This window comes from Ruminococcus flavefaciens ATCC 19208 (assembly GCF_000518765.1).
Taxonomy (GTDB): Bacteria; Bacillota; Clostridia; order Oscillospirales; family Ruminococcaceae; genus Ruminococcus; species Ruminococcus flavefaciens.
The window spans coordinates 181033-204078 of record NZ_KI912491.1; the positions used below are offsets into that span (position 1 = coordinate 181033).

The 23046-nt window shown below is 43.9% G+C and carries 22 protein-coding genes; 15 read left to right on the forward strand and 7 right to left on the reverse strand.

What is annotated here, in order from left to right:
- Window positions 1-10 precede the first annotated feature (10 nt).
- Complete coding sequence (gene spoVM, locus L870_RS20165; RefSeq protein ID WP_423752174.1) at window positions 11-94, forward strand: stage V sporulation protein SpoVM; 84 nt, start codon at window positions 11-13, stop codon at window positions 92-94.
- A 208-nt stretch (window positions 95-302) separates the two neighbouring features.
- Here the strand turns inward: spoVM and L870_RS19545 are convergent, their stop codons facing one another.
- A complete protein-coding gene (locus tag L870_RS19545; protein WP_162148452.1) occupies window positions 303-524 on the reverse strand; it encodes an ATP-binding cassette domain-containing protein in 222 nt (73 codons plus the stop codon).
- Between the two features lie 109 nt (window positions 525-633).
- Between L870_RS19545 and L870_RS0113760 the strand changes: the two genes are divergently transcribed.
- From L870_RS0113760 to L870_RS0113775, 4 genes are all read left to right on the forward strand, one after another.
- Window positions 634-1911 (forward strand): adenylosuccinate synthase, encoded by a 1278-nt coding sequence (locus L870_RS0113760; RefSeq protein WP_028518641.1) that lies wholly within the window; start codon window positions 634-636, stop codon window positions 1909-1911.
- Between the two features lie 66 nt (window positions 1912-1977).
- Complete coding sequence (locus tag L870_RS0113765; protein ID WP_028518642.1) at window positions 1978-3168, forward strand: dockerin type I domain-containing protein; 1191 nt, start codon at window positions 1978-1980, stop codon at window positions 3166-3168.
- Window positions 3169-3193: 25 nt separating this feature from the next.
- On the forward strand, window positions 3194-4390 hold the full coding sequence (locus L870_RS0113770; RefSeq protein WP_028518643.1) for a transglutaminase domain-containing protein: 1197 nt from the start codon (window positions 3194-3196) through the stop codon (window positions 4388-4390).
- 14 nt (window positions 4391-4404) lie between these two features.
- Window positions 4405-5718, forward strand: coding sequence for a hypothetical protein (locus L870_RS0113775; RefSeq protein ID WP_028518644.1), 1314 nt, complete (start codon window positions 4405-4407; stop codon window positions 5716-5718).
- A 362-nt stretch (window positions 5719-6080) separates the two neighbouring features.
- Here the strand turns inward: L870_RS0113775 and L870_RS0113780 are convergent, their stop codons facing one another.
- From L870_RS0113780 to L870_RS0113805, 6 genes are all read right to left on the reverse strand, one after another.
- The gene (locus L870_RS0113780) at window positions 6081-7457 is read right to left on the reverse strand and encodes a diguanylate cyclase domain-containing protein (protein WP_028518645.1); all 1377 of its coding nucleotides are present in this window, start codon (window positions 7455-7457) and stop codon (window positions 6081-6083) included.
- 206 nt (window positions 7458-7663) lie between these two features.
- Complete coding sequence (locus L870_RS0113785; RefSeq protein WP_028518646.1) at window positions 7664-8257, reverse strand: hypothetical protein; 594 nt, start codon at window positions 8255-8257, stop codon at window positions 7664-7666.
- Between the two features lie 200 nt (window positions 8258-8457).
- Window positions 8458-8607 carry a hypothetical protein gene (locus L870_RS19385; protein ID WP_155250205.1) on the reverse strand — a complete coding sequence of 50 codons (150 nt, stop codon included), beginning with the start codon at window positions 8605-8607 and terminating at the stop codon, window positions 8458-8460.
- 102 nt (window positions 8608-8709) lie between these two features.
- Complete coding sequence (locus L870_RS0113795) at window positions 8710-9339, reverse strand: hypothetical protein (RefSeq protein ID WP_028518647.1); 630 nt, start codon at window positions 9337-9339, stop codon at window positions 8710-8712.
- Between the two features lie 39 nt (window positions 9340-9378).
- Entirely contained in the window at window positions 9379-10224 is an 846-nt protein-coding gene (locus L870_RS17800) for a ComEC/Rec2 family competence protein (RefSeq protein WP_051411578.1), read from the reverse strand.
- 184 nt (window positions 10225-10408) lie between these two features.
- Window positions 10409-11932 (reverse strand): leucine-rich repeat protein, encoded by a 1524-nt coding sequence (locus L870_RS0113805; protein ID WP_080676461.1) that lies wholly within the window; start codon window positions 11930-11932, stop codon window positions 10409-10411.
- Window positions 11933-12361: 429 nt separating this feature from the next.
- Here L870_RS0113805 and miaB point away from each other — a divergent pair, with 429 nt between their 5' ends.
- From miaB to hfq, 10 genes are all read left to right on the forward strand, one after another.
- Window positions 12362-13735, forward strand: coding sequence for a tRNA (N6-isopentenyl adenosine(37)-C2)-methylthiotransferase MiaB (miaB, locus tag L870_RS0113810; RefSeq protein WP_028518649.1), 1374 nt, complete (start codon window positions 12362-12364; stop codon window positions 13733-13735).
- 4 nt (window positions 13736-13739) lie between these two features.
- On the forward strand, window positions 13740-14519 hold the full coding sequence (locus L870_RS0113815; protein WP_028518650.1) for a hypothetical protein: 780 nt from the start codon (window positions 13740-13742) through the stop codon (window positions 14517-14519).
- Between the two features lie 36 nt (window positions 14520-14555).
- The gene (locus L870_RS0113820) at window positions 14556-14963 is read left to right on the forward strand and encodes a YlbF/YmcA family competence regulator (protein ID WP_028518651.1); all 408 of its coding nucleotides are present in this window, start codon (window positions 14556-14558) and stop codon (window positions 14961-14963) included.
- A gap of 9 nt (window positions 14964-14972) precedes the next feature.
- Window positions 14973-15587 (forward strand): hypothetical protein, encoded by a 615-nt coding sequence (locus tag L870_RS0113825; protein WP_028518652.1) that lies wholly within the window; start codon window positions 14973-14975, stop codon window positions 15585-15587.
- Between the two features lie 44 nt (window positions 15588-15631).
- The gene (gene mutS, locus L870_RS0113830) at window positions 15632-18250 is read left to right on the forward strand and encodes a DNA mismatch repair protein MutS (RefSeq protein ID WP_028518653.1); all 2619 of its coding nucleotides are present in this window, start codon (window positions 15632-15634) and stop codon (window positions 18248-18250) included.
- Between the two features lie 116 nt (window positions 18251-18366).
- Entirely contained in the window at window positions 18367-18987 is a 621-nt protein-coding gene (locus tag L870_RS0113835; RefSeq protein ID WP_028518654.1) for a hypothetical protein, read from the forward strand.
- Between the two features lie 31 nt (window positions 18988-19018).
- Entirely contained in the window at window positions 19019-21064 is a 2046-nt protein-coding gene (mutL, locus tag L870_RS0113840) for a DNA mismatch repair endonuclease MutL (RefSeq protein ID WP_028518655.1), read from the forward strand.
- A 9-nt stretch (window positions 21065-21073) separates the two neighbouring features.
- On the forward strand, window positions 21074-21766 hold the full coding sequence (locus L870_RS0113845; RefSeq protein WP_028518656.1) for a hypothetical protein: 693 nt from the start codon (window positions 21074-21076) through the stop codon (window positions 21764-21766).
- Window positions 21747-22700, forward strand: a complete 954-nt coding sequence (gene miaA, locus L870_RS0113850; protein WP_028518657.1) for a tRNA (adenosine(37)-N6)-dimethylallyltransferase MiaA — start codon at window positions 21747-21749, stop codon at window positions 22698-22700. Before L870_RS0113845 ends, miaA begins: the two co-directional genes overlap by 20 nt.
- A 98-nt stretch (window positions 22701-22798) precedes the next feature.
- Entirely contained in the window at window positions 22799-23038 is a 240-nt protein-coding gene (hfq, locus tag L870_RS0113855; RefSeq protein ID WP_028518658.1) for an RNA chaperone Hfq, read from the forward strand.
- Window positions 23039-23046 lie beyond the last annotated feature (8 nt).

Sequence of the window (23046 nt, forward strand, 5' to 3'; positions counted from 1 at the left end):
GGATAACATCTTGAAGATAGTTGTCATAAAGAGTCCGAGGTTCGTATCAGGCTTTTTGCGTATGATATTCGGTATCAAAAAAGAAGAACAATAAAATAAGGCTGATTCATAGCTGCGGTAACTCATATAGAAGTTTATATTAATTTATCGGGGGAACCCTTTCTGAAAAAGGGACTCCTAAAAGAAGTATTTATAGTTCTTAATTGCAGGCTGCGTAAAAATTACGCAGCCTGCTTTCTTTTTTATAGTCTTTTCGAGAAATAACCGCCGAAGCTCTACAATTATGACCGTATTAACGCCCGTTACGAGCTTTCGCAGGAGAGCAGGGAGCGCTTTTTAATATCCTTGCCGTGAAGCCACGTGCTGGTCTCATCGAGGACATAGATCTCGCCTCTGCTTTGCAGATGACTTGCCAGCTTGACACGCTGAACCTCACCGCCCGAAAGGGTATCCGTACGCATTGAAAGGGACGGATAGCCGATACCTACATCTGTCATTTTTTGCGGTATTGACAAATCTTTCACTTGCAGTGTTGCTTTTTGCGAAAGAATGTGATATAATTAATTGTAAGTGTGCATATAGACAGATGCAGAACTGTCTGCACAAATAAATATTATGAAAAGAGGAAAACAAATGCCTGCAAATATCGTAGTCGGAACTCAATGGGGAGACGAAGGAAAGGGCAAGATCATTGATATCCTTGCTTCCCGCGCAGATGTTGTAGTTCGCTCACAGGGCGGAAACAACGCAGGACACACTGTTGTAAATAACGGCGAAGTATATAAGCTTCACCTTGTACCATCGGGTATACTTTACCCAAATGCTCTCAACCTTATCGGTGCAGGTGTAGTTCTTGATCCTAAGGACTTCATCGGTGAACTCGACAGCCTTGAGTCGAGAGGTATAAAAACAATCGGTCACCTCAAGGTAGACCCTCGTGCTCAGATCGTTATGCCTTGGCATATCGCTCTTGACGGTCTTTCCGAAGCATTCCGCGGCGGCAAGGACATCGGTACTACAAAGAGAGGCATCGGCCCTACATATATGGATAAATACGAGAGATGCGGCATACGTATGTACGATCTCGTTCACCCTGAAGTACTTGCTGAAAAGATACAGTCAACAGGCAAACTCAAAAATGAGATAATCACTAAGGTATACGGCGGTGAGGCTTTCGATCTTGACGCTGTTACAAAGGAGTATACAGAGTACGGAAAGAGACTCCTCCCTTACATGGACGATGTTTCTGTTCTCACATTTGAGGCTCACAAGGCAGGAAAGACAATCATGTTCGAGGGTGCACAGGCTACTCTCCTCGATATCGACTTCGGTACATATCCTTATGTTACTTCATCACATCCGCTTTCAGCAGGCGTTTGCGTAGGTACAGGCGTAGGTCCTAAGGTAATCACAAACATCATCGGTGTTGCAAAGGCTTATACAACCCGTGTAGGCAAGGGACCATTCCCGACAGAGCTTGACGATGCTACAGGCGATCAGATCAGAAACGTAGGCGGCGAGTTCGGTACAACTACAGGCAGACCAAGAAGAACAGGCTGGTTCGATGCAGTTATCGTCCGTCACTCTGTAAGAGTAAACGGCCTTGACAGCCTTGCTATCAACAAGCTTGATACTCTTGCTAATATCGACACACTCAAAATGTGTGTAGCTTACAAGAAGCCCGACGGAAGCATTATCAAGGAGTTTCCGCCGACACTCGAAGAACTCGAAGGCTGCCAGCCTATATATGAGGAATTCCCCGGATTTACCGAGGATATCTCAAAGTGCACAAGCTTTGACGAGCTTCCTGCAAACTGCAAGAGCTATATCGCTCGTCTCGAAGAGCTGGTAGGCTGTCACGTAAGCATGGTAGGTATCGGTCCTGACAGATCACAGATACTTGAAAGATAAGAAAATACAAAGTTCAGCCGCTTCGGCGGCTGTTCTTATAATTAATAGATATAGGGGAGATCATTTATGAAGATTTTCACAAAAACAATTGCAGCAATTCTTACAGCCTCTCTTGCTGTATGTTCAGCCGCTCCTGTAAACGCAGCTTTTACGGATATTCCGTCGTCTGCTGTAGTCACAGCCAATGACAATGTAAAGGTTCCTACATTCACTTCCGATGAGGAAATGCTGAAATATATACGCAGTGAGATGCGTAACAGGGTCGAGAGTTTTACGGTAGCATTAAAAGGCGCAGACGTAGCCGAAGCAAGTAATTACGATGATATGCTCCTGACAAAGATATTCGATAGTACAGGCGATCCCAAAGAGGGAAGCTATCTTTTTTTAGGTGTCCGCAATATCAATGTCAAGACCTCTGCTGATGATGATATATTCAAAATAGATTTTGAGTTATCGTATATGACAACATACGATCAGGAAACAGAGCTCGACACTCAAATAAAAAAACTCGTCAGTGCAATGCCTCTTATATTGGGAGAAAATTACAAAGACCTTCCTGATGCAGAAAAAGTCGCTAAGGGTTACGATTATTTTGTAAAACTTATGAAAAATGTCGATCACGTAGAGGATAAAAATGATCTCTCACTTTATTCGGCTTATTCGGTACTGGTAAATAAAAAAGCAAACTCCATCGGCTTTGTACAGTTATTTATCCGCACTCTTGCCGAAATAGGCATTGATTCACAAGTTATGTTTACCTCAATTGATCTGACAGGTAAACTCGGTTCTCACTTCATTCCGGCAGTATGCATTGACGGTACCTATTACCTATGTGATCCTGTATCGGATTTCATTTCAGGAGACGGAGATAATAAGTTCCTGCTGAAAGGTGTAAACGATTTTGACAGTTCCGCAGAGTATAAACAAGCTGTTGAAAAGCAAGGACTGTCCCTGAACAAGTTGGCTGAACAAAACGGCGTAGCACTGTATTCTTACGATAAAACATTTGATTTCGGCGATGTGAACGATGACGGTCTCATAGATTCTGTTGACGCTTCTGCTGTACTTGCCGAATATGCAAGGCTTTCGACCTCTGATAAATACGGAATATTCTCGGCAGGTCAGAAAACTGCCGCTGATATTGATAAAAACGGTCATATCGACTCTGTTGATACGTCGATTATCCTTTCATACTATGCATACAAGTCAATAAGCTCAGATAACAAAACTTTGAGCGATTATGTAAGCAAGAAGTGATCTTCCTTTGCAAAGGAGGTATAACATGAAGTTTTCATTAAAAATACTGGCTGCTGTTTCTTCCGTTATTGTACTTACAGGCAGCATGATACCGACTGTATCTCTGGCTGCATCTTCTTCATTACCTGACATATCATATTCAGATAATGTCACTGAATCTTTAGATGAAGCAGCTGCAACGGTGCGTGAATACCTCAAAGCCCGTTCTCTTGAATTCACTGTATTTGTAGACAATGTAAAATTCTCAAGCGACAAGGAAACAGCAAAAGCCGAAGCCGAAACTTTATCTCAGTCGCTGATATACAAGGCTTTTGAAGAAACAGGAAACGGCGATGAAGGCGATTACCTCCGTTTTGCTGTAAAAAAGTACGGATGCAGCGTCTCTATAAATAATCCGGGCAGTCTTACCTATAAAGTGGAATACTATACAACTCCCGAAGAAGAAGCAATGCTTGATGATAAGGTCGATCGTGTACTTGCCTCTCTTTCACTTGAAAACAAGTCTACCTACGATAAAATAAGAGCTATATATAAATACGTTACGGAAAAGGTCTCATACTCCACAAATATGGACGACCCGTATATATATTCCGCTTACAACGCTATAATAAACGGAGATGCAGTATGTCAGGGTGTTGCACAGCTTCTGTATAAGATGTATAATGATTCGGGTATACCATGCCGTGTAATCGCAGGTATCTCCCACGATATAAGCGGCGCAAATCCCGACGGGAACCATGTGTGGCTCATAGTAAAGCTCGAAGATAAGTATTATCTCCTTGACCCTACATGGGATCTGAGATATAACGGACATTATTTCCTTTACTTTTTGAAGGGCTCGGACGATTTCGACTCGGTAAGCCCTAATATAACCCATATTCCCAGAAACGACAACGGACTTTCGTTCCCTGACTACAATTCAGAGGAATTCAAAAAAAATTATCCTATATCTCAGTATGAATATAAGCTGCCAACGTATTCCCTCGGCGACCTGAATGCCGATAAGCACATAGATTCCGTTGATGCTTCAATGATACTTGCTGAATATGCACGTATCTCCGCAAACGGAGAGGGCACGTTCACTTCGGAACAGAAAAGATTCGCCGACCTTAACGGCGATGATCTTATAGACTCCGTTGATGCTTCTATTGTACTGTCCTATTATTCGACAGTTTCCAACGGCAGTGATATAAGTATTTCCGACTTTATTAATTCTCATTAAACGAGGTGTTGATTATGTACGATGAAAAAAATCCCACAGGAGGACTTCCCGAGGAAATAAACTATACTCCCGAGGCTTCCAGAAAAGAAGGACCTACAGGCGTTACCGCTCCTGTTCTTGATGATTTCGGATATGCAGCCCCCGCAGCGAAGAAGGACGGCCCTACAGGAGTAGCTGCTCCTGTACTTGACGATATGGACAGCTTTGTTTCTGACGGAGCAAGAAAAGGTGCACCCACAGGCATATCGGCTCCTGTTCTTGATGACAGTATGGGCTACGGTCAGACAGACGGCAGAAGAGGTGCTCCATCAGGCGTATCAGCACCTGTACTTGATGATAATATGGCATACGGTCAGTCGTACGAGAAGAAGGGTGCTCCAACAGGCGTATCTGCTCCTGTACTTGACGATAATACATCATATAATCAGGCATATGAGAAGAAGGGCGCTCCCACAGGAGTATCCGCGCCAGTGCTCGATGACAGCAGTGCACCTTATACTCACGAAAAACTTGTGCTTTCAGACGATGACATAATCGCAGGTCTTACACCTGAGCTTAAAGCCCGTTTTGACGCACTTCCTGCTGATAAACAGCAGCAGATTATAGATATGAGAAGAACTCAGCTCGGCGCAGTTGCTCCGCCCGTTCAGGTAAGTGCACCTGTACTTGACGAGGACAATTATACTCCTCCTCCGAAAAAGGAAGAGCCGCCCAAGCAGCCAGAAGCTCCCATATCTGCTCCTGTACTTGATGATGAGCCTGAGCCGCCGAAATATCAGCCAAAGTATGTTGATGAGGACCTTGAACGTGCTAAATCACAGGCAAGATCTTCTGCTAATCTCACTTATGAACAGAAAGACTCAAAGGCAAGTCTCCAGATGATGCTTGCCCTCAAAGAAGAAGCTCGTCAGAAAGAAGCACAAAAGGGCTTCAAGATAACTATTGTTCTTGCATTATTAGGTGTTGTGGCAGCTGTTCTGTTCTTCCTGCTTTACTCTGGTCAGCTCGGCCTCGAATACAAGGACGGACTCAGCGGCATAAGCAAGATAATCGAGAATTCAGCTCTCTATATTGCAGGCGGAGTCGGACTCCTGTCCCTACTTCTCCTTACAGGAATAGGCGGCATCAAGTCATTGACTGCTTTTGCATTCCTGCTCTTCGGAGTAGTGCAGCTCTTCCCGGGACTCTTTATGATAAACCAGCATAAAGGCAGCTCAGGACTTGCAATACTTCTTTATGCTGCATCACTCATACTCACAGTCGCAGTATTCTTCGTGCTCTGCGGAAGCGAAGCAGTTGGACAGTTCTTCAACAAGAAAAAATCATAAAAAGCCGGCTCTGACAGCAATACTTATATAGAAGCTTTTGTACTGATTATTGAGAGAACATCTTTTGAAAAAGGGAGCCCTATGACGGAGGCTCGTACCCTTGTCACTATGTTACATCTCCCCGCAATGCGGGGAGTCACTCTCAAACTCTCTCCCGAAAACTTCTGTTTTTATTTTTTCCCGGATAGGGCGTGACCTGTTTATTACAGGTCTTTTTTATTTTCTATACGCGCCCTATCCGGAAAAAATCAGATAAAAGTCTTTGGAAAAGGGTTCGGGGAAGAACCTTTCCTCAGAAAGGCTCTTCCCCGATAAAAAACTATAAACTTTCATATAAGCACCACGGTAAAGTGCGCCTTTTATTACAGGCTGTTTTTTCTCTGATAATAGAGTTCCTTGTCTTTTTTCATATTTTTTCTTGCTTCGATGAACACATGACGGTAATTTTCGTGCTCTTCGGGAGTATAGGAAGAAGTTCCCTTTGCGATGCCGAGGATATGCTCCGACTTCTTTGAATCATTGAATGTATTCAGCTCTTCCTCAAACTGCTCAAAGAGCAGGCCCATCTGGATATGGTTCTTTTCTTCCATTATAGCGATGAATTCATCACCTGCAACACGGAATACATTTTCTTTTCCGAATACATTTTTGAGTATCCTTGCAGAATGGAACATGAGCACGTCGCCTGCTTCAAAGCCGTAATGCGCATTTATGCTTTCAAGACCGTTTAAGTCAAAGAATGCAACGGAAAAAGCTATCCCCTCCGATTTTATCCTGTCGTCGAGAGTCTTGATAGTGTTTTTGTATGCGGCTTTGTTGTATGTATTGGTGAGCTCGTCCTTATACATATTTGCATCTACATAATTTACGTATTTATCCAGCTTTTTGCAGACAGCCCGGAGATTCGTGGTCACTTCATCGTAATCGTCTCTCAGAGCCTCGCCGCCTTTTTCGCCGTTTGCCAGAGTTTTTACCACTTCGCTCTCGCTGTCAGGCAGGAAATTCAGCTTCTTTATGCAGGTATTCATAAGCTGCTCGTTTATTCTACGAGTAGCCAGATCGAGCTGATCGACCTCTTTGAGCATTGCTGTGAAACGTTTTCTGTTCTGAGACATGATTATGAATGAGAGAACTATACCTATGGTCATAGCGATCATGAGTATAACAACGGATATGACTCTGTTATTGCTGAGCTTGCCGTCATACCACTCTGCGGCGAAATCAACTCCGACGATGCCTGCTACCTTGCCTTCAGAATTGAAAACAGGACTGTATGCCGAGTAGAATGTGCCCCATTCATCGGTATGAGATTTCTTATCAACAGATGAAATACCTTGTGCAGCACTTATCATGCCGTCTGTTGCTTCAAGGCTTTCACCGAATTCGCCCGGGTCTTCCGTGTCAGGGTCGATAATAAAAGTAAAGGAACCATTGCCTTCGGCACGTAAGCTGTATATATAATCAAGCTCTATGTTTTCCTGAAAGGCTCTGAGGGTATCAAGTGCCTTGTTATAGCTTTCTGTGCCTTTATCTGAGGCTTGCAGTTTTTCAAGCTCGTCGCCGTTGAGCATATATGCCGCAGTATTTGAGATGTCCAGCATTCTTTGCTCTATCTGTTCACGCAGGTTTTTCTTGGCAAGCATTGAAAGTATCATAGCCATAAGAATGTTCGTTATCAGAAGCAAAGCAAGTGCCAGAATGAAATTACGTTTGCTCGATCTGAATCTTTTTTCTTTCATATAAAGCCCCCTATTACATCAAACAATATATATATATATATATATAATTTATATGGATATTATATCATCTGATGCATAGATTGTCAAGTTAAAAATAAAAAACAGGCAGTTTTAAAGGTCGGTACTGATATAGAAGTTTTGCCCCGAAGCATTTCAAAAGGCTTCGGGGCATTGTATTTTATACGGTTCATAAGATAAATCAGAATTTATAGGGAGTAGGGATAATCCATGTCCAACAACTGGATGCTATCTGTTTTCCCCGTTTCATTATCAAACAGAACACACAGTACGATATTTCCCCAGGTGTGCTCATAAAGATACTCCGATTTTGTTTCAGATTCCCCGAATATTGATTTGAAATCTTCAGGATTGTCATCTTTTAAACCGTTCAGAGTGAATATTCCGTTCGACGGATCGTCAATGGTGATTTGCGTTACAAGGGTTTCCGCTGTATGTTCAGAAACATTTCCGGTAACAAAAAGAGTGCAGATACGATTCATTCCCTGATAGACGTTACATACTGAGAACCCTTTTTCTTCAAAATATACATTCTGACAATCAGATAGATCAAGCAATTTCTCAAGTTCTTCATATTTGAACGGGAATGTCAGAAATTCGCCTGAAACACCAATTTCAATAACCGGAACTGACACTTCTGCGTTAATGGAAGATGTAGTTGAATCAGTTGTGTTTGTTTCTACAATAGTATCACTTGTATTCACATTTGGCTCTCCGCAGCTGCTTAACAAAATATCAGCCGTCAGCAAGCCAGCTAACACGATGATTGATTTATGGTACATACAAGCATTCTCCTCTGTAAATTCCGGGTTTATGTTAGTAACAATTATAGCATAAAATCTCTGCACTGTCAATAGAAACGCCATAGTACTTCTGACTGAATATCAGAAATACTATGGCGAAAAACTTCTATATCAGCGCAGTACTAACAGCCTGTTCATTTATTATTTTGGGAATGTGCTTTTGAGCGGATATACGCGGATCATCTGCGCTTTTTGATGCAGTATTTTGCATCTTTTGACTGCCAGCTGATATTTTCATCGTCAAGCTCGGTTTTAAGCTTTTTTATGTTGTTCGGGCATACCGTATAGTAGCGTTCATCTTTATCGTGTTCCGTATACGTATATTCCACAAACTTATCCTTTATGATGACAACGTCCTTGATAGTGCCGTGGTCAAGACATTTTTCAAATGATTCGTATGTAGTGCTGGGATACTTCAGGTAATAGGAGTTTTAATTGATGTCGTAGATACTTAATATTGAACTGCCAATGTAAAATATAGCTATGCAGTAGAGAAGGATATATATTATAAGCATTATTGAGGATTTTTTCTTGTATTTCTTCTGCTTTTCTTCGGGAACGATATTTCTGATGAAATTCAGCTGTTCTTCGGTACACGAGCTTTTTTCAACGGCTAAATTTCTGCCGAGTGCGAAGAAAAGAGCCAAACGTTTGGAGTCCTCCATATAATGGTCAACCTTGCTGTAATTGCAGGTCGTGTTAAGTGTGGGCGTTTTTATATTTACACTGTCAGAGTAAAATATATACGTAATAAGGTCTTCGTTTTCGGCGTGTACCTTCTTGTATTTTTTTCTCATAAGAAGCGGTGTGATAATGCAGTCTTTCACAGTGTATGCAAGTAAAAGGACCGGAATGACAAGCATTGAATAAAAAGAAGAAACAGGATTGAATATCAGCATCAAAAAGAGTACGATAATCGCTATAGTGCAGATGATACTCAGTATTTTAAAGATCAGAAAAAGCTTTTTCAAGTGGTTGCTGTATATTGGCTTTGTGTAAAAATATTTGGGCTTGCGAAAATTAAATTGGCAAATTATTTCTTTTTCGTTGTTATCAGGCATTTTTTAGTTCCCCTTCTGAATTTTTTGTGTTTGATATATTTATCTTTCGGTCTCAAAGCTTATTTCAGCACCGTTGCTTGTAGCAGTTATATCGCCATTGTAGCAGGTAGCATAGGATTGTATCTTCATAGCTTCAAGAAGCTCCTGAGTCTTTCCCGAAAACTCGGACGTTGAAGTGCAGGTCACAGCGCATTTAGGCTTGACTTTTTTCAGGAAATCGCCCAGATTATCCAGCTTTCTGCCGTGATAGGGGACTTTCAGCAGTGTGCACTGACCTATATCCATGATCTCGTCAAGTCTTTCCTCCATAGCATCTCCTGTGAAGAGCAGAGTGTTTTTGTGGTGAACTGCCTTTGTGACGAGGGAGAAGTTGTTTTCGGCACTTTCATTATCGCCGTAGAAGTCCTTTTCTGGAGCATAGATGGTGTATTTTACATCGTCAAGTGAGAATGAGAGATCGTCGGTGATCTTTTGCGGCTGAACGTTAAGCTCATTCAAGGTCTTGACGAATTTCTTGTATTCATCGTTGTTACCCTCATAGTTGGGGGTTATAAGGTTCTTGACTTCTAAGTTGTTGAGTACCTTCGGTGCTCCGCCTACATGATCCTGATCGAAATGAGTGATTATAAGGTAATCAATAGACGTTCTGCCGCTTTCTTCGAGGAGATTTACTATTTTTTTACCGTCACCCTTTTCGCCGCAGTCAATAACAACAGTGCCTGTTTCGGACTGTATAACTATGGCATCAGCCTTGCCAGCTTCGAGGAAAGTTACCTTCATTTCCTTGGCATCGGCAGGAGGTCCGTCATCTGAACACGAAAACATCGATATTGCTGCGAGTAAAGAGGCAGCGGCTAAGGCTGCAAGCTTTTTGATTTTTAACATATTTAAACCCTCTTTCGTTAGGAATATACACTTTTACATTTTACATTATATGACTCAAAACTTAAAATAATCTTAAAATGAGCAGTAAGACTATTGCTTGAACTCAGGATAATCGTATCAGTTATAATAAAAAGGACTTTCCGCTGCGGAAAGTCCTTTTTTGTCATTATATGATCTTATACGATCATGCTATAGGTCCGAGATTGTTTCTGCTAAGGTAAGTAAGTACCTTATCTCTGATATCTACGTTGTTGTACTGTGATTCATCAGAAGCACCTGATGTAGTATAGTTGCATACTATCCACTCTGCAATTGTATGGAAATCAGTTGGATTGTATACCATTGAATCAGCAAGTGACTGCTGGAAGGCACGTGTATTCTTGAGGAATGTCTCATACTGATCGAAAGTTACTACATGTTCGGTTGCATTATTTCCGATGAAACAATCCCATCCGCAGTCAACTACAAACCATTCGCCGTGATTCTTTATATAGTTCCATGCGTGACAGTGTCCGTCACCGCCGATAAGAACTTCATTTTCATTCATGCCCATAAGTAATGCGCAGCGATAGAAGGTTCTTGCAAAACCGCCGCAAGCAGAATTTAATAAGCTTAATACTGTTGCAGCATTACCGTCTTCATTGATAGGGTTGCGTTCCATATATTCGTCTATATGCTGAGCAAGATCCTTGATAGTCTGCATCTTATCACGCTCAGGTGCATTTCTGTTGTAAGAAATGTTCCACTTTCTGAGGAGCTTCTTGCATACAGAATCAACATAAGAATTGATGCCTGCATTTGAAGAGCCGTTGATACCGTAACCTGTCATTGATACATTAGGATTGATAGTATATTCAGGGACATATCTTCCTTTTGATGCATCATATACACGATTCTGAGTTGTGAATACATCAATGTCAGCGTTGAATTTTGAACGGTTGAAAACAACAGATGTGAGTGAAGGGCAGTTTGTGAATGACTCGGAATAAAGTCTTAATTCATACTGATTTGAAGGGCTGCCTTCAAATTCTACTCTGCTAAGGTTATTACAGCCGAAGAAAGCACGGTACTGTATTCCTGTTACCGTCTGTGGGATAATTATGCTTGATATGCCTGTATTCTGGAAAGCGCAGGCACCTATACCTGTAAGAATATTTGGAAGCTGTAAATTTGTAAGACTTGTGCATCCACTGAAAACTCCGTTATAGATCCAACGGAGATTTGAAGAGCTGAGATCGACCTTCCAGAGAGATGTACAGTTTCTGAATGCATCATTCTGAACAAGCTCCTGAGCGTTTCCGAGATATACAGTTTCAACACCTGATCCCTCAAATGCGTTATAACCGATATATGACAGTGAACTTGATGCTCTCAGATCAACTCCGAGGAGATTGCTGTCATTCTGGAAAGCGTAGTCTGCGATATGTGTGATCTTGTACTGTTTGCCGAGGTAGGTAACAGAATCAGGAACAGATAATATCTCACCATAGATGCGTCCGCCAACTACCTTAGCGTAACCGTATTCTGAAATTGCTATTTTGAGACGGTTGTTATTTTTGTCTTTTATCCACATTGTTGGCTCATTTGATGCAGCAGATGCTGTGACAGGTGTTACAACAGGAATGCTGCTATCTAAAGCGGCAAATGGGACAGTTACTAATGAGAGCGCAGCCATAATGCTTGCAACAGCTTTTTTTGAATTCATCATAGAATCCTCCCTTATAAGATATATTGGTAAATAATTTGACAAATGTAATGTGAGTATAAAACCGGTTACATAAAAAGAATTATTTATCAAAACACATTTTACTCTCAACTGATTTGGAAGTCAATCTTTTTGTTTATGAATTTACGTTTGATATAGTTTTTCTCCTCATTTGTGCTGAATTTATAGTTAAATATGATCGTCAATTTACAAAGCGTTTGCAACTGCGCGTTCAGCTTTTTGTGATCGGATAATTCAGACCTTCAAAGTAAACGGCGTTTCTATAAGCGTCAGTATTTCATATACGCTGATAATTGCGGCAGGAATGAAAAAATTCTTTATCCTTTTTTACGGTTTTCGGTACTTGAAATATACTATATTATATGGTATAATTATTTATTACAGGATTTTTTGGAAGGCGAGGTACTGCAATTGAATGACAATACCGCAGCGATAAAAGAAATAAACGGACTTCTCGGAGACAAGGAGCGAAAGGCTTATGTCAGGAGCTTTGGCTGTCAGCTCAATGTTTCCGACGGAGAAAAGATAAAGGGACTCCTGCAGAAAATGGGGTATATCTTCACTGAGGACGAGCATGAAGCCGACCTTATCATACTTAACACCTGTGCGGTGCGCGAAAGTGCGGAGGACAGAGTTTTCGGCATAGTGGGAAGTATGAAGAAGCTAAAGGAGCTGAAACCGTCGCTCATTATCGGTATAGCAGGCTGCATGACTGCACAGAGCCATATTGCGGAGAAGATACGCAAGTCCTATCCGCAGGTGGATATAGTTCTTGGAACTTCCGCTATAAATGCTCTGCCGAAGCTGCTTCTGGAGGCTCTTCACGGAGCACGTTTTTCGGCTGATATCAGTGAATACGATGATTTTTCCGAGGCGGCGGAGCAGGTACGCGACAGCAGATTCAAGGCTTCTGTTCCTATAATGTTCGGCTGCAATAATTTCTGTACCTACTGTATAGTACCCTATGTCCGCGGACGCGAGCGCAGCCGCCATGCTGAGGATATAATCGAAGAGGTGCGCAGACTTGTTCAGAATGGCTATAAAGAGATAATGCTTCTTGGTCAGAATGTCAATTCCTACGGCAAGGACCTTGAAAACGGAATGAGCTTCCCGCAGCTTCTACGCGAGCTCGACAGTATAGAGGGGGATTTCATAATAAGATTTATGTCATCTCACCCAAAGGACGCTTCAAAGGAGCTTATCGATACTATATTTGAGTGTGAGAAAGTCGCAAAGCATCTGCATCTGCCCGTACAAAGCGGAAGCAGCGATGTGCTTTTCAGAATGAACAGGCATTACGATATAGAAAAGTATCTCGGCATAGTGGATTATATCTACAGCCGCGATCCTGAATTTTCACTTACTACCGACCTTATCGTGGGATTTCCCGATGAGAGCGATGAGGAATTCAAAGCGACACTTGATCTTATTAAAAAGGTCAGATATGACAATATCTACTCGTTTATCTATTCAAAGCGCTCGGGAACTAAGGCTGCGGAGATGCACGACGGTATATCCGATGAGGAAAAGGGTCAGCGCATGAGAGAGCTTCTCAGCGTTCAGCGAGAGGTGTCTTCGGAACATTACAAGCGCTTTATAGGAAAGACTATGAGAGTTCTTGCGGACGATGTATCAAAAAAGAAGCAGGGATATCTCACAGGTAAGAGCAACGAATTCATTATAGTGGAATTTGAGGGTGACAGCTCGCTTATAGGACAGTTCGTTGATGTTGAGATAACTGACGCTATGAACTGGGCTGTTGCAGGAAAAATAAAGAAAGGATAATAAAATGAAAAGAATTATTGCAATATCATGCCTTGCAGCGGTTGTGCTTACAGGCTGCGGTCTGATAGGACAAAAGGAAGGCAAAGCCAAAAGCGAAACAACTACGGCTGCCATAGAAGCATCGACAACAGCTGCTGAGGAAACAACTACAGAGGTCGAGACTGCTGTTGAGGCGGTTACGCCGGAAATAGTTACAGCCCCTGCTGTGACAACTACAGAGCCTGACGGCAATGTATCCGCAGGCGGCTTGATGGATATGTATCCTGCTATCTATCAGAGCGTTATAAAGACTGTTTTTGAGGAGACAGCTGCCAATAACGACGGTATAGCAAGTATCGAATTTGGTTTCCGTGATCTCGATGCAGACGGTATCCCCGAGCTTTTGCTGAAATACGGCACCTGCGAGGCTGATTTCCAAATACACGTATATCAGGTCGATGCAGAGGACGGTGCAGATGATCTCGGTCTTATCGGCGGAGGTCATACATCATTCGCATATGACGAAAACACAGGCGATTTCGTTATCGTATGGGGACACATGGGTGCTGCAAGCATTAATTACTTTAAATGGGACAACGGTAACTTAAAGTCATCAGGCAGTTATGATTTCACTATTGATGAAAATACACCGTCTTACGAAAAGGTGCTTGAAGAAAAGGGAATCAGATACATTGATGTTGTATATGCTACAAGGTACGAGGACGGAAGCGTAAAATCATATTTCTCACACCCCAATGGCGAAACTGAGGAATTTGACGAGCTTTATCTCGATTATATGGGTTAAGTCTGAAATAAAATATATTTAAGGAGAATTATTAAAATGGATATTATGGAAATGACAAGAGAGCTTGGAAAGGCTATCCAGCAGGACGACAGATACACAGCTTATATGCTTGCAAAGCAGGCAAACGATGAGGATAAGGAGCTTCAGGAGGATATCGCTCACTTTGAAGATCTCCGCATGAATTTAGGTACTGCTATGAGTGCGGAAGAGCCTGATTCTGACAATATCAAGGCGCTTGATACAGAGCTCAAGACTGTATACAACAAGATAATGAAGAACCCGAAGATGATAGTTTTCTCAGGGGCACAGCAAGCTCTTGAAAAGCTGGTCTCAAATGTTCAGCAAATAATAAGCCTCTGTGCAAACGGCGAAGATCCCGAGACCTGTCAGATACCTGAGACAGGCTGCACGGGAAGCTGTGCATCATGCGCAGGCTGTCACTGATAAAAAGCTATGGCTGACAGTAACAACATAAATAACAGGCTGCTCGAAAAGATCTCAGCAGTAAATGAGATCATAAACTCTTCGAGCGCAGGTGAGCCGCCTTACAGCTTCAAGCTGGGGTACTGCGATGATACTGTAAAGCAGACAAGGCAGATAGGCTATTGTACAATAGCCTGTGCGGCTCTTATACTTATCCGTTCTGTACGACCTAATGCAAGTTTACAGACAGCAGGAATTATTTTTGCGTTTGTTGCCCTATTTTATGCCATATACTGCATGGTATATGCTTCAAAGATAGAAAAGACCGACATAGCCGAAGTAAACGGCGACAGCATCACCGTCAAGGGCAGGACTTACAGCTATAGTGAGATATCAGAGATAAAAGGTGCTGCGATCAATAACCTTAAAATAATGTCAAACGGCACTAAGATAACATCTCTGAACAAATCTTGCGACGGCTGCGGCGACCTTGTAAGGTGGGCTAAACTGCACAATATCCCTGTAAATGACAATAATACAAGGGATATGCAGTCAATTCAGAAGAAAAACTCAGTAATTGTGGCAGTGCTGGTGACATTAGCTATCGTTATAGGATTTTTGATGGCATTTCTGAAAAGAATGTGACGTTGTGCGAGAGCATAGTATTTTAAATAAAAGGAGCTAAACCAATGGAAATCGACAGAAGTAAAATATCTCCCATGATGCAGCAGTACTTCGAGGTCAAGGACAAGTACACTGATTGTATTCTTTTCTTCCGCCTCGGCGACTTCTACGAGATGTTCTTTGACGATGCCGTAACGGTCTCAAAGGCTCTGGAGCTTACGCTCACAGGCAGGGACTGCGGACTGGAAGAACGTGCGCCTATGTGCGGAGTACCTTATCATGCGGCGGATATGTACATAAAGAAGCTCATAGATCTGGGCTTCAAGGTGGCTGTCTGCGAACAGCTCACAGACCCTGCCGAGACCAAGGGCATAGTAGTGCGTGATGTTATCCGCGTGGTAACTCCGGGTACGCTGACCGAGAGTAGTATGCTGGACGACGGCAGCAACAACTACATATGCAGTATCTTCTACGATAAGGATACGGATTCCTGCGGTGTTGCTTCTGCGGATATTTCCACAGGTGATGCGGCTCTCAGCTTCTTTGAGGGCAAGGATCTGGAAGCAGGTGTCATCAACGAGCTTTCACGTTGCAGACCTGCGGAGATAATATTCCCCGAGAATTTCCTCTCACTAAAAAATGCAGCGAATTTTGTAAAGGTACGTCTTTCGTGCGCGGTGACGCTGAGAGATACAATATGCTTCACTCCGTCAGCCAGACGCGATACGGTAACAGCCGTTTTCGGCGTAAAATCCGTGACAGAGCTTGGCATAAGCGAGGACGGAGCAGACTGTGCGGCAGTATGCGGACTTTTCGATTACATAAACGATACCCAGAAAACCTCGGTATCCCGTTTTACTGCCATAGATATACTCAGCGGAGATCAGTTCATGGGACTTGACCTCAATGCAAGGCGAAATCTTGAGCTTACGGAGACTCTCCGCAGCAAGGAGAAAAAAGGCTCGCTGCTGTGGGTGCTGGACTCCACAAAGACTTCAATGGGACGCAGACTCCTCAAAAACTGGATAGAGCAGCCATTGAAGAGCCCTGCAAGGATAATCGAGCGTCTTGACGCTGTTGAAGCTCTTTACCGCAAGAGCGTTGTGCTTGCTGACCTTACAGACCTGCTGGACAGAGTTTACGACCTTGAGCGTCTTATGACCAAGGTAATGTATAAGAGCGCAAATCCCCGCGACCTGAAGTCCCTTTCTGCTACGGCTATGCAGCTGCCCCTCATAAAGCAGGAGCTTGCAAAGCTGTCGGATTCAAAGCTCCTTGCACGATATAATGACGAAATATCAACTCTTGACGAGCTTGTGAACCTTGTGGAGAATGCCATTATGGACGAGCCGCCTATATCCGTAAAGGACGGCGGTGTCATCAAGGAAGGCTTCAACAAGGAGCTTGACAGCCTCCGTCATATTATGAACAACGGACGCAGCATCATTGACGAGATAGAGCAGCGCGAAAAGGAAGCTACAGGCATCAAGAACCTGAAAATAGGCTTCAACCGTGTGTTCGGATACTATCTTGAGGTTACTCGCTCCTACTACGACCTTATTCCCGAGGGGTGGATACGCAAGCAGACTCTTGCAAATGCCGAGCGTTTCATAACAGAGGAGCTGAAAAATGCCGAGAATGCTATACTTGGCGCAAAGGACAAGGCTCTTGCCCTTGAAGCCGATATATTCTCGGAGGTGCGCGATTTCCTTGCTACAAAGCTTGAAGCTGTACAGAAAACTGCCTCTGCGGTAGCTTCCGTGGACGTGCTGTGCTCATTTGCAGATGTGGCTCTGCGAAATCAGTACGTAAAGCCTGATATCGTTCTTGACGGAGCTATAGACATCAAGGCTGGCAGACACCCTGTTGTTGAGCTCATGCTCACAGATGAGGTGTTCGTGCCCAATGATCTGCATATCGACAACAAGTCCGACAGAATGTCCATAATCACAGGACCTAATATGTCGGGTAAATCTACATATATGCGTCAGAATGCGCTTATCGTCCTCATGGCGCAGATAGGAAGCTTTGTGCCTGCCGACTCCGCAAGGATATCGGTAGTTGACAAGATATTCACCCGTGTGGGAGCTTCCGACGACCTTACCGCAGGACAGTCCACATTCATGGTGGAAATGAGCGAGGTATCGGATATCCTCAAAAATGCCACAAAGGACAGCCTTGTCATACTTGACGAGGTGGGAAGAGGTACTTCCACATTTGACGGTGTAAGCATTGCCCGTGCAGTTGCCGAGCATATCTGCACCTCGAAAAAGCTGGGCTGCAAGACTCTTTTTGCTACTCACTACCATGAGCTTATTGGACTTGAAAATGAGCTTGAAGGCGTCAAGAACTATAGTATCGCCGTAAACAAGCACGGCGGCACTATACGCTTCCTTAGAAAGATAGTCCGCGGCGGAGTTGACGAGAGCTACGGTGTGGACGTTGCAAAGCTGGCAGGACTTCCTGCAAAGGTGGTAAGCCGCGCAAGAGAGCTGCTTGAAGAAATGGAAAAGGCTCACGAGAATGAGCGTCCTGTAATAAAGAATGATGACTTCGGACAGATAAGCTTCGGAAGTCTGGGCAGGGAAGCTGCGCTGGATATGCTTGAAAAGACCAATGTCGATGAGCTTTCTGACAGCGAATGCCGCGAGCTGCTGAAAGATATGCTCAAGGCTATGCAGTAGCCCTTAGCCGCTGTAGGGAACGCCGCCCTCGGCGTTCCGTGTATGACTTTCAACTCTCAACTCTAAATGCAGGGAATGGCTCTGCATTTCATAAATATATAATCGGAGGTAAAAATATGCCTGCATATATCTCAATGACATTTGAATACAGCCGTCTGGAGCTGGATTATGACAATATGAAGGAGCTTCTTGCTTACATCAAACACGCAGGGCTTGAATTCAAAAGCGGATCAGGAAACTGCGAAAACGAAACAATCGAGGATATACTGGAGTACAACCAGAAGAAGCTGGAGCAGAACTTCGTCCTAGGCAGTGACGAGAGCCGCGAAAATGACTATAAGCAGATGATATTCGGCTATGAAGGCTTTTCCGAGATACGCGGATATATCAGCAATAATTACCCTGCCGACAGGGAGTACAGCTTTACTCTGTTGTTCAAGGAAGAAGAGGTCGCTGCTGAGCGAGGCGTATACAAGACCGAGGCTATCGCAAAGATGAAGAATATTGCAAGCCTTTTGTGGATACTCCCGAAAACACGCACTGTGCAGACCGAGTTTGAGACAAGCGACGGAATACGTACAGAGCAGGAGATAAAGGACGGAGCTGCACCGTCTGTCTGTCCGTTAGCCATAGTATCCGAAAAGCAGTTCGGACATATGGACACAGCAGCATATACCGACGATCATATTTATGCAGGCGGAGTCCTCATAATGCATAAGGATATCAAGCTGGTCTGAACCGCGTTCCATATCAGAAAGGAAGTAAGCAATGCCTCCAATAAACGTCCTAAGCAAGGAAATATCCGAACTCATCGCCGCAGGTGAGGTCATCGAGCGTCCCTCATCGGTCATAAAGGAGCTTGTGGAGAACTCCATAGACTCAGGGGCGACTCATATAACAGTGGAGATAAAAAACGGCGGAACTACATATATGCGCGTCACAGATGACGGCTGCGGAATGTCCTTTGACGATGTACCAAAGGCGTTTCTTCGCCATGCCACAAGCAAGATAAGTGCAAAGGAGGATCTGGAAAATATCCTCACTCTCGGCTTCCGCGGTGAAGCACTTGCGTCTGTAGCAGCAGTTGCCCGTGTGGAGATAATGACAAAGCAGAAGGAAGAGCTTTACGGCACACTCTATACCATCGAGGGAAGTGTTGAGAGCTCCCATGAGCAGAGCGGCTGTCCCGACGGCACTACTATAATTATCCGTGACCTTTTTTACAATGTCCCTGCAAGGCGCAAGTTCATGAAAAAGGACGTTACCGAAGCAAATGCGGTAAGCAGTATACTCCAGAAGATAACTATGTCACACCCTGACATAGCTTTTCGCTTTATACGCGACAACCGCACTGAGTTCAATTCAAGCGGTGACGGGGAGCTGTTTTCGGCAGTATATGCGGTTTACGGCAGAGATTTTGCCCGTGACCTCATGCCCGTTGACTATGAATATGAGGGAGTCCATGTGGGCGGATACGTGATAAAGCCTCTGTACTCCAAGAATAACCGTGCTTTCCAGAATTTCTTCGTAAACGGAAGATATGTCCGCTCAAGGCTTTGCTCTGCGGCTCTGGAAAATGCATACACTAACATGATAATGACAGGAAAGTTCCCTGCCTGCGTACTTCTCATAGATCTGCCGCCAAGCACTATGGACGTAAATATCCACCCCACAAAGGCAGAGGTGCGCTTTACTAACGAAAAATCCGTATCGGACGCGGTTTATTTCGCTGTGAAGAACGCTATGATGAAGGACGGTCTTATCTACGAGTTTGAGCTGAAGCCTCATGCAGACTGGACAAAACCTGCGCCTGAGCAGGAGGAGATGATACAGCAGGAATTCCTGTTCACTCCCGTTGACAAGATAGAGGAGACAGAGAAAAAACTGGCTGAAGCTCCTGCGGCTGTATCCGCGCCTGTTCAGCCTGTGCAGAGAGAGGTCGAGGAAAAGCCATATACTGCGGATATAAAGCCGAGCACAGCATATGACGAGCCAAAGCCTATACAGGCGGCAGTTCCCGTATATGAAAAGCCCGAGCCTGTACGGGAAGTCATAGAGGCTCCGAAAGCGGAGCAGGTGACTGAGAGCGTAAAAGCTCCGGAGTCTGTAGCGGTCAGCGAACCCGAGCCGCCTGCTGCTGTTGAGGGATTCAGCTATATCACTCAGCAGGCATTTACTGCCGCACAGCCTGAAGCACCTAAGCCTGTCGAGGAAAAGAAAGAGGAGTCCGTATGGACTGAAAAGCCTAAGATACGTGTTATCGGTGAAGCCTTCGGACTTTACATCGTTGCCGAGGTAGGTGACGATACCATGATAATGATAGACAAACATGCTGCTCATGAGCGTATAATCTTCGAGCGACTGAAAAGCCGCAACTGCAGGCAGTACAGCCAGCAGCTCCTTACGGGAGTTCGTGTGCTGCTCACAGGTGACGAGATAAGCGCACTTGAAGCAAATCAGGAGCTTCTTGCGGACTTGGGATTCACATTCGACTTTTCCGAGAAGCCTTGCGTAGTTGCAACGGCAGTCCCTACATTTATAATGGAGCTTGACATGGAGGACATAATCTCCGAGATAGCCAATAATCTCCGTATGTACAGCCACGACCCACAGTCTCATATGCTGGACGATATGCTACATACAGTTGCCTGCAAATCCGCAATAAAGGGCAATGACAAGAACGATATAACCGAGCTGCAATCTCTTGCGGAGCAGGTGTATTTCGACGAGCGTATACGCCATTGTCCTCACGGCAGACCTGTAATGTTTACTATGACAAAGAGCAATATCTCACATCAGTTCAAAAGAACGTAAGGAGTAACTATGAAACGAGCAGTTAAAGCATTCATCGCAGTATATTTCACAGTAATAATGTGCTTTATGGGCGGAACCAACGCCTTTGCATGGGACGTTGATACCCTTCATCAGAATATAACACTGAAAAATGCTCCCGAGGGTACGGCATTTGCGGATATTCTCGTAAAGGACAAAAAGAACGACAAGTACGTCATTGACCTCAATGAAGAAAACGGGAAGCTGCTTGGAGTGGACAAAGACTGTGAACTTGCGAAATATGAAGAAGGCTGCTATACAAGTATGCTCCTGCGCCATAACTGCGCAGTTTTTGAAAAGGCGGATATTTATGACAGTATTACTGTAATATTCAGGCTGAAAGAAGAAAACAGCACGCTGTTCAATCATTTCAGCAGTATAAAAGTCGCTTACTGTGATAAAGACGGAAATATCCTCGGTATCACCAACGAGGCCGATATCAAAAAATCATTTTGGGGTATGCCTGAGTACACGATAGCGGCAAACGGCAGCAGTCTGACCTGTGATGTGAATAATGGACCGCCTTATTTCATGCTGGTGCTTGTGCCTGCGGTGTTAACAGGCCTTGCAGTAATTACAATCGCGGTGGTCATCACGGTAAAGCTGAGGAAAAATGCAAAGCTTAAAAAAAGCATAAAACGCATACAGTCGGGAGAAATTGATAATGAACGAAAAGAACAATAAGCCCTTTGTGCTTGCGGTAGTCGGTCCTACGGCTTCGGGCAAGACATGGCTGGGCGTTGAGCTTGCAAAGATTTACGGCGGAGAGGTCATCTCCGCCGATTCCATGCAGATATACAAGGGTATGGACATAGCCTCCGCAAAGCCAACGGAAGAGGAAAAACAGGGGATTCCCCATCATCTTATGGATTTCCTTGACAGAGATGTGAGCTTTAGTGCCGCGGACTATGTTCAGCTTGCAAATGAGAAGATACAGGAGATACTCTCACGGGGAAAGCTTCCTATTATAGTAGGGGGCACAGGACTTTATATCGACTCGCTCCTTGAGAATGTGAAGTTCTCCGAGGGAGGCAGCGATGAGATTTACCGTCAGGAGCTGTACGCCTTTGCAAAAGAACAGGGCAACGAGGCACTCCATGCAAGGCTTGCGGAGCTTGATTCAAAAGCCGCAGAGGGCATACACCCCAATAATCTGGTGAGAGTAGTTCGCGCACTTGAGGTCTGTCACGTTACGGGCAGGAAGTTCAGCGAGCTGAAACGTGAGAGCAAAATGGTGGAAAGTCCTTATGATTCACTTATTATAGGGCTGAACTATGAGGACAGGCAGACACTTTACGACCGCATAGACCTGCGCGTCGATGAAATGGTCAGGGCAGGGCTTGTTGAGGAGGCGAGGCAGCTCTGGCTGGAGAGAGGCATGAAAACTGCCGCAAACGCTATAGGCTATAAAGAGCTTATTCCCTATTTCAAGGGGGAAAGAGCTCTTGAGGACTGCATAGCAGATATCAAGCAGGAGACCAGACATTACGCAAAGCGTCAGCTCACATGGTTCAGAAGAAATCAGCGTATTGAGTGGATAATGCCTGATACATTTAATAAAAAAATTGAAATATTAGAAAAATGCAAAAAAACTATAGCCAAACACTTTGAAGTGTGATATAATGTAATGTGTGTATTTCTATGCGAGCTATTTGGAAAATAATTTTACCCGTACAGATGTACACGTAAACAAATAAATCAGATAGGAGAATGTGTATGAACAAAACTATTAATCTGCAGGATGTTTTCCTTAATCAGTGCAGAAAAGACAAGATCATGGTAACTATTATCCTTACTAACGGATTCCAGTTCAAGGGTATGGTAAGAGGCTTTGACAGCTATGTAGCTATCTTCGACTGTGAAGGCAAGCAGCAGCTGGTTTACAAGCACGCTATATCAACGATCATCCCGGCAAGATCAGTTTCTATTCTTGACGCTTCGGAAAAGAACGACTAAGGGTGATC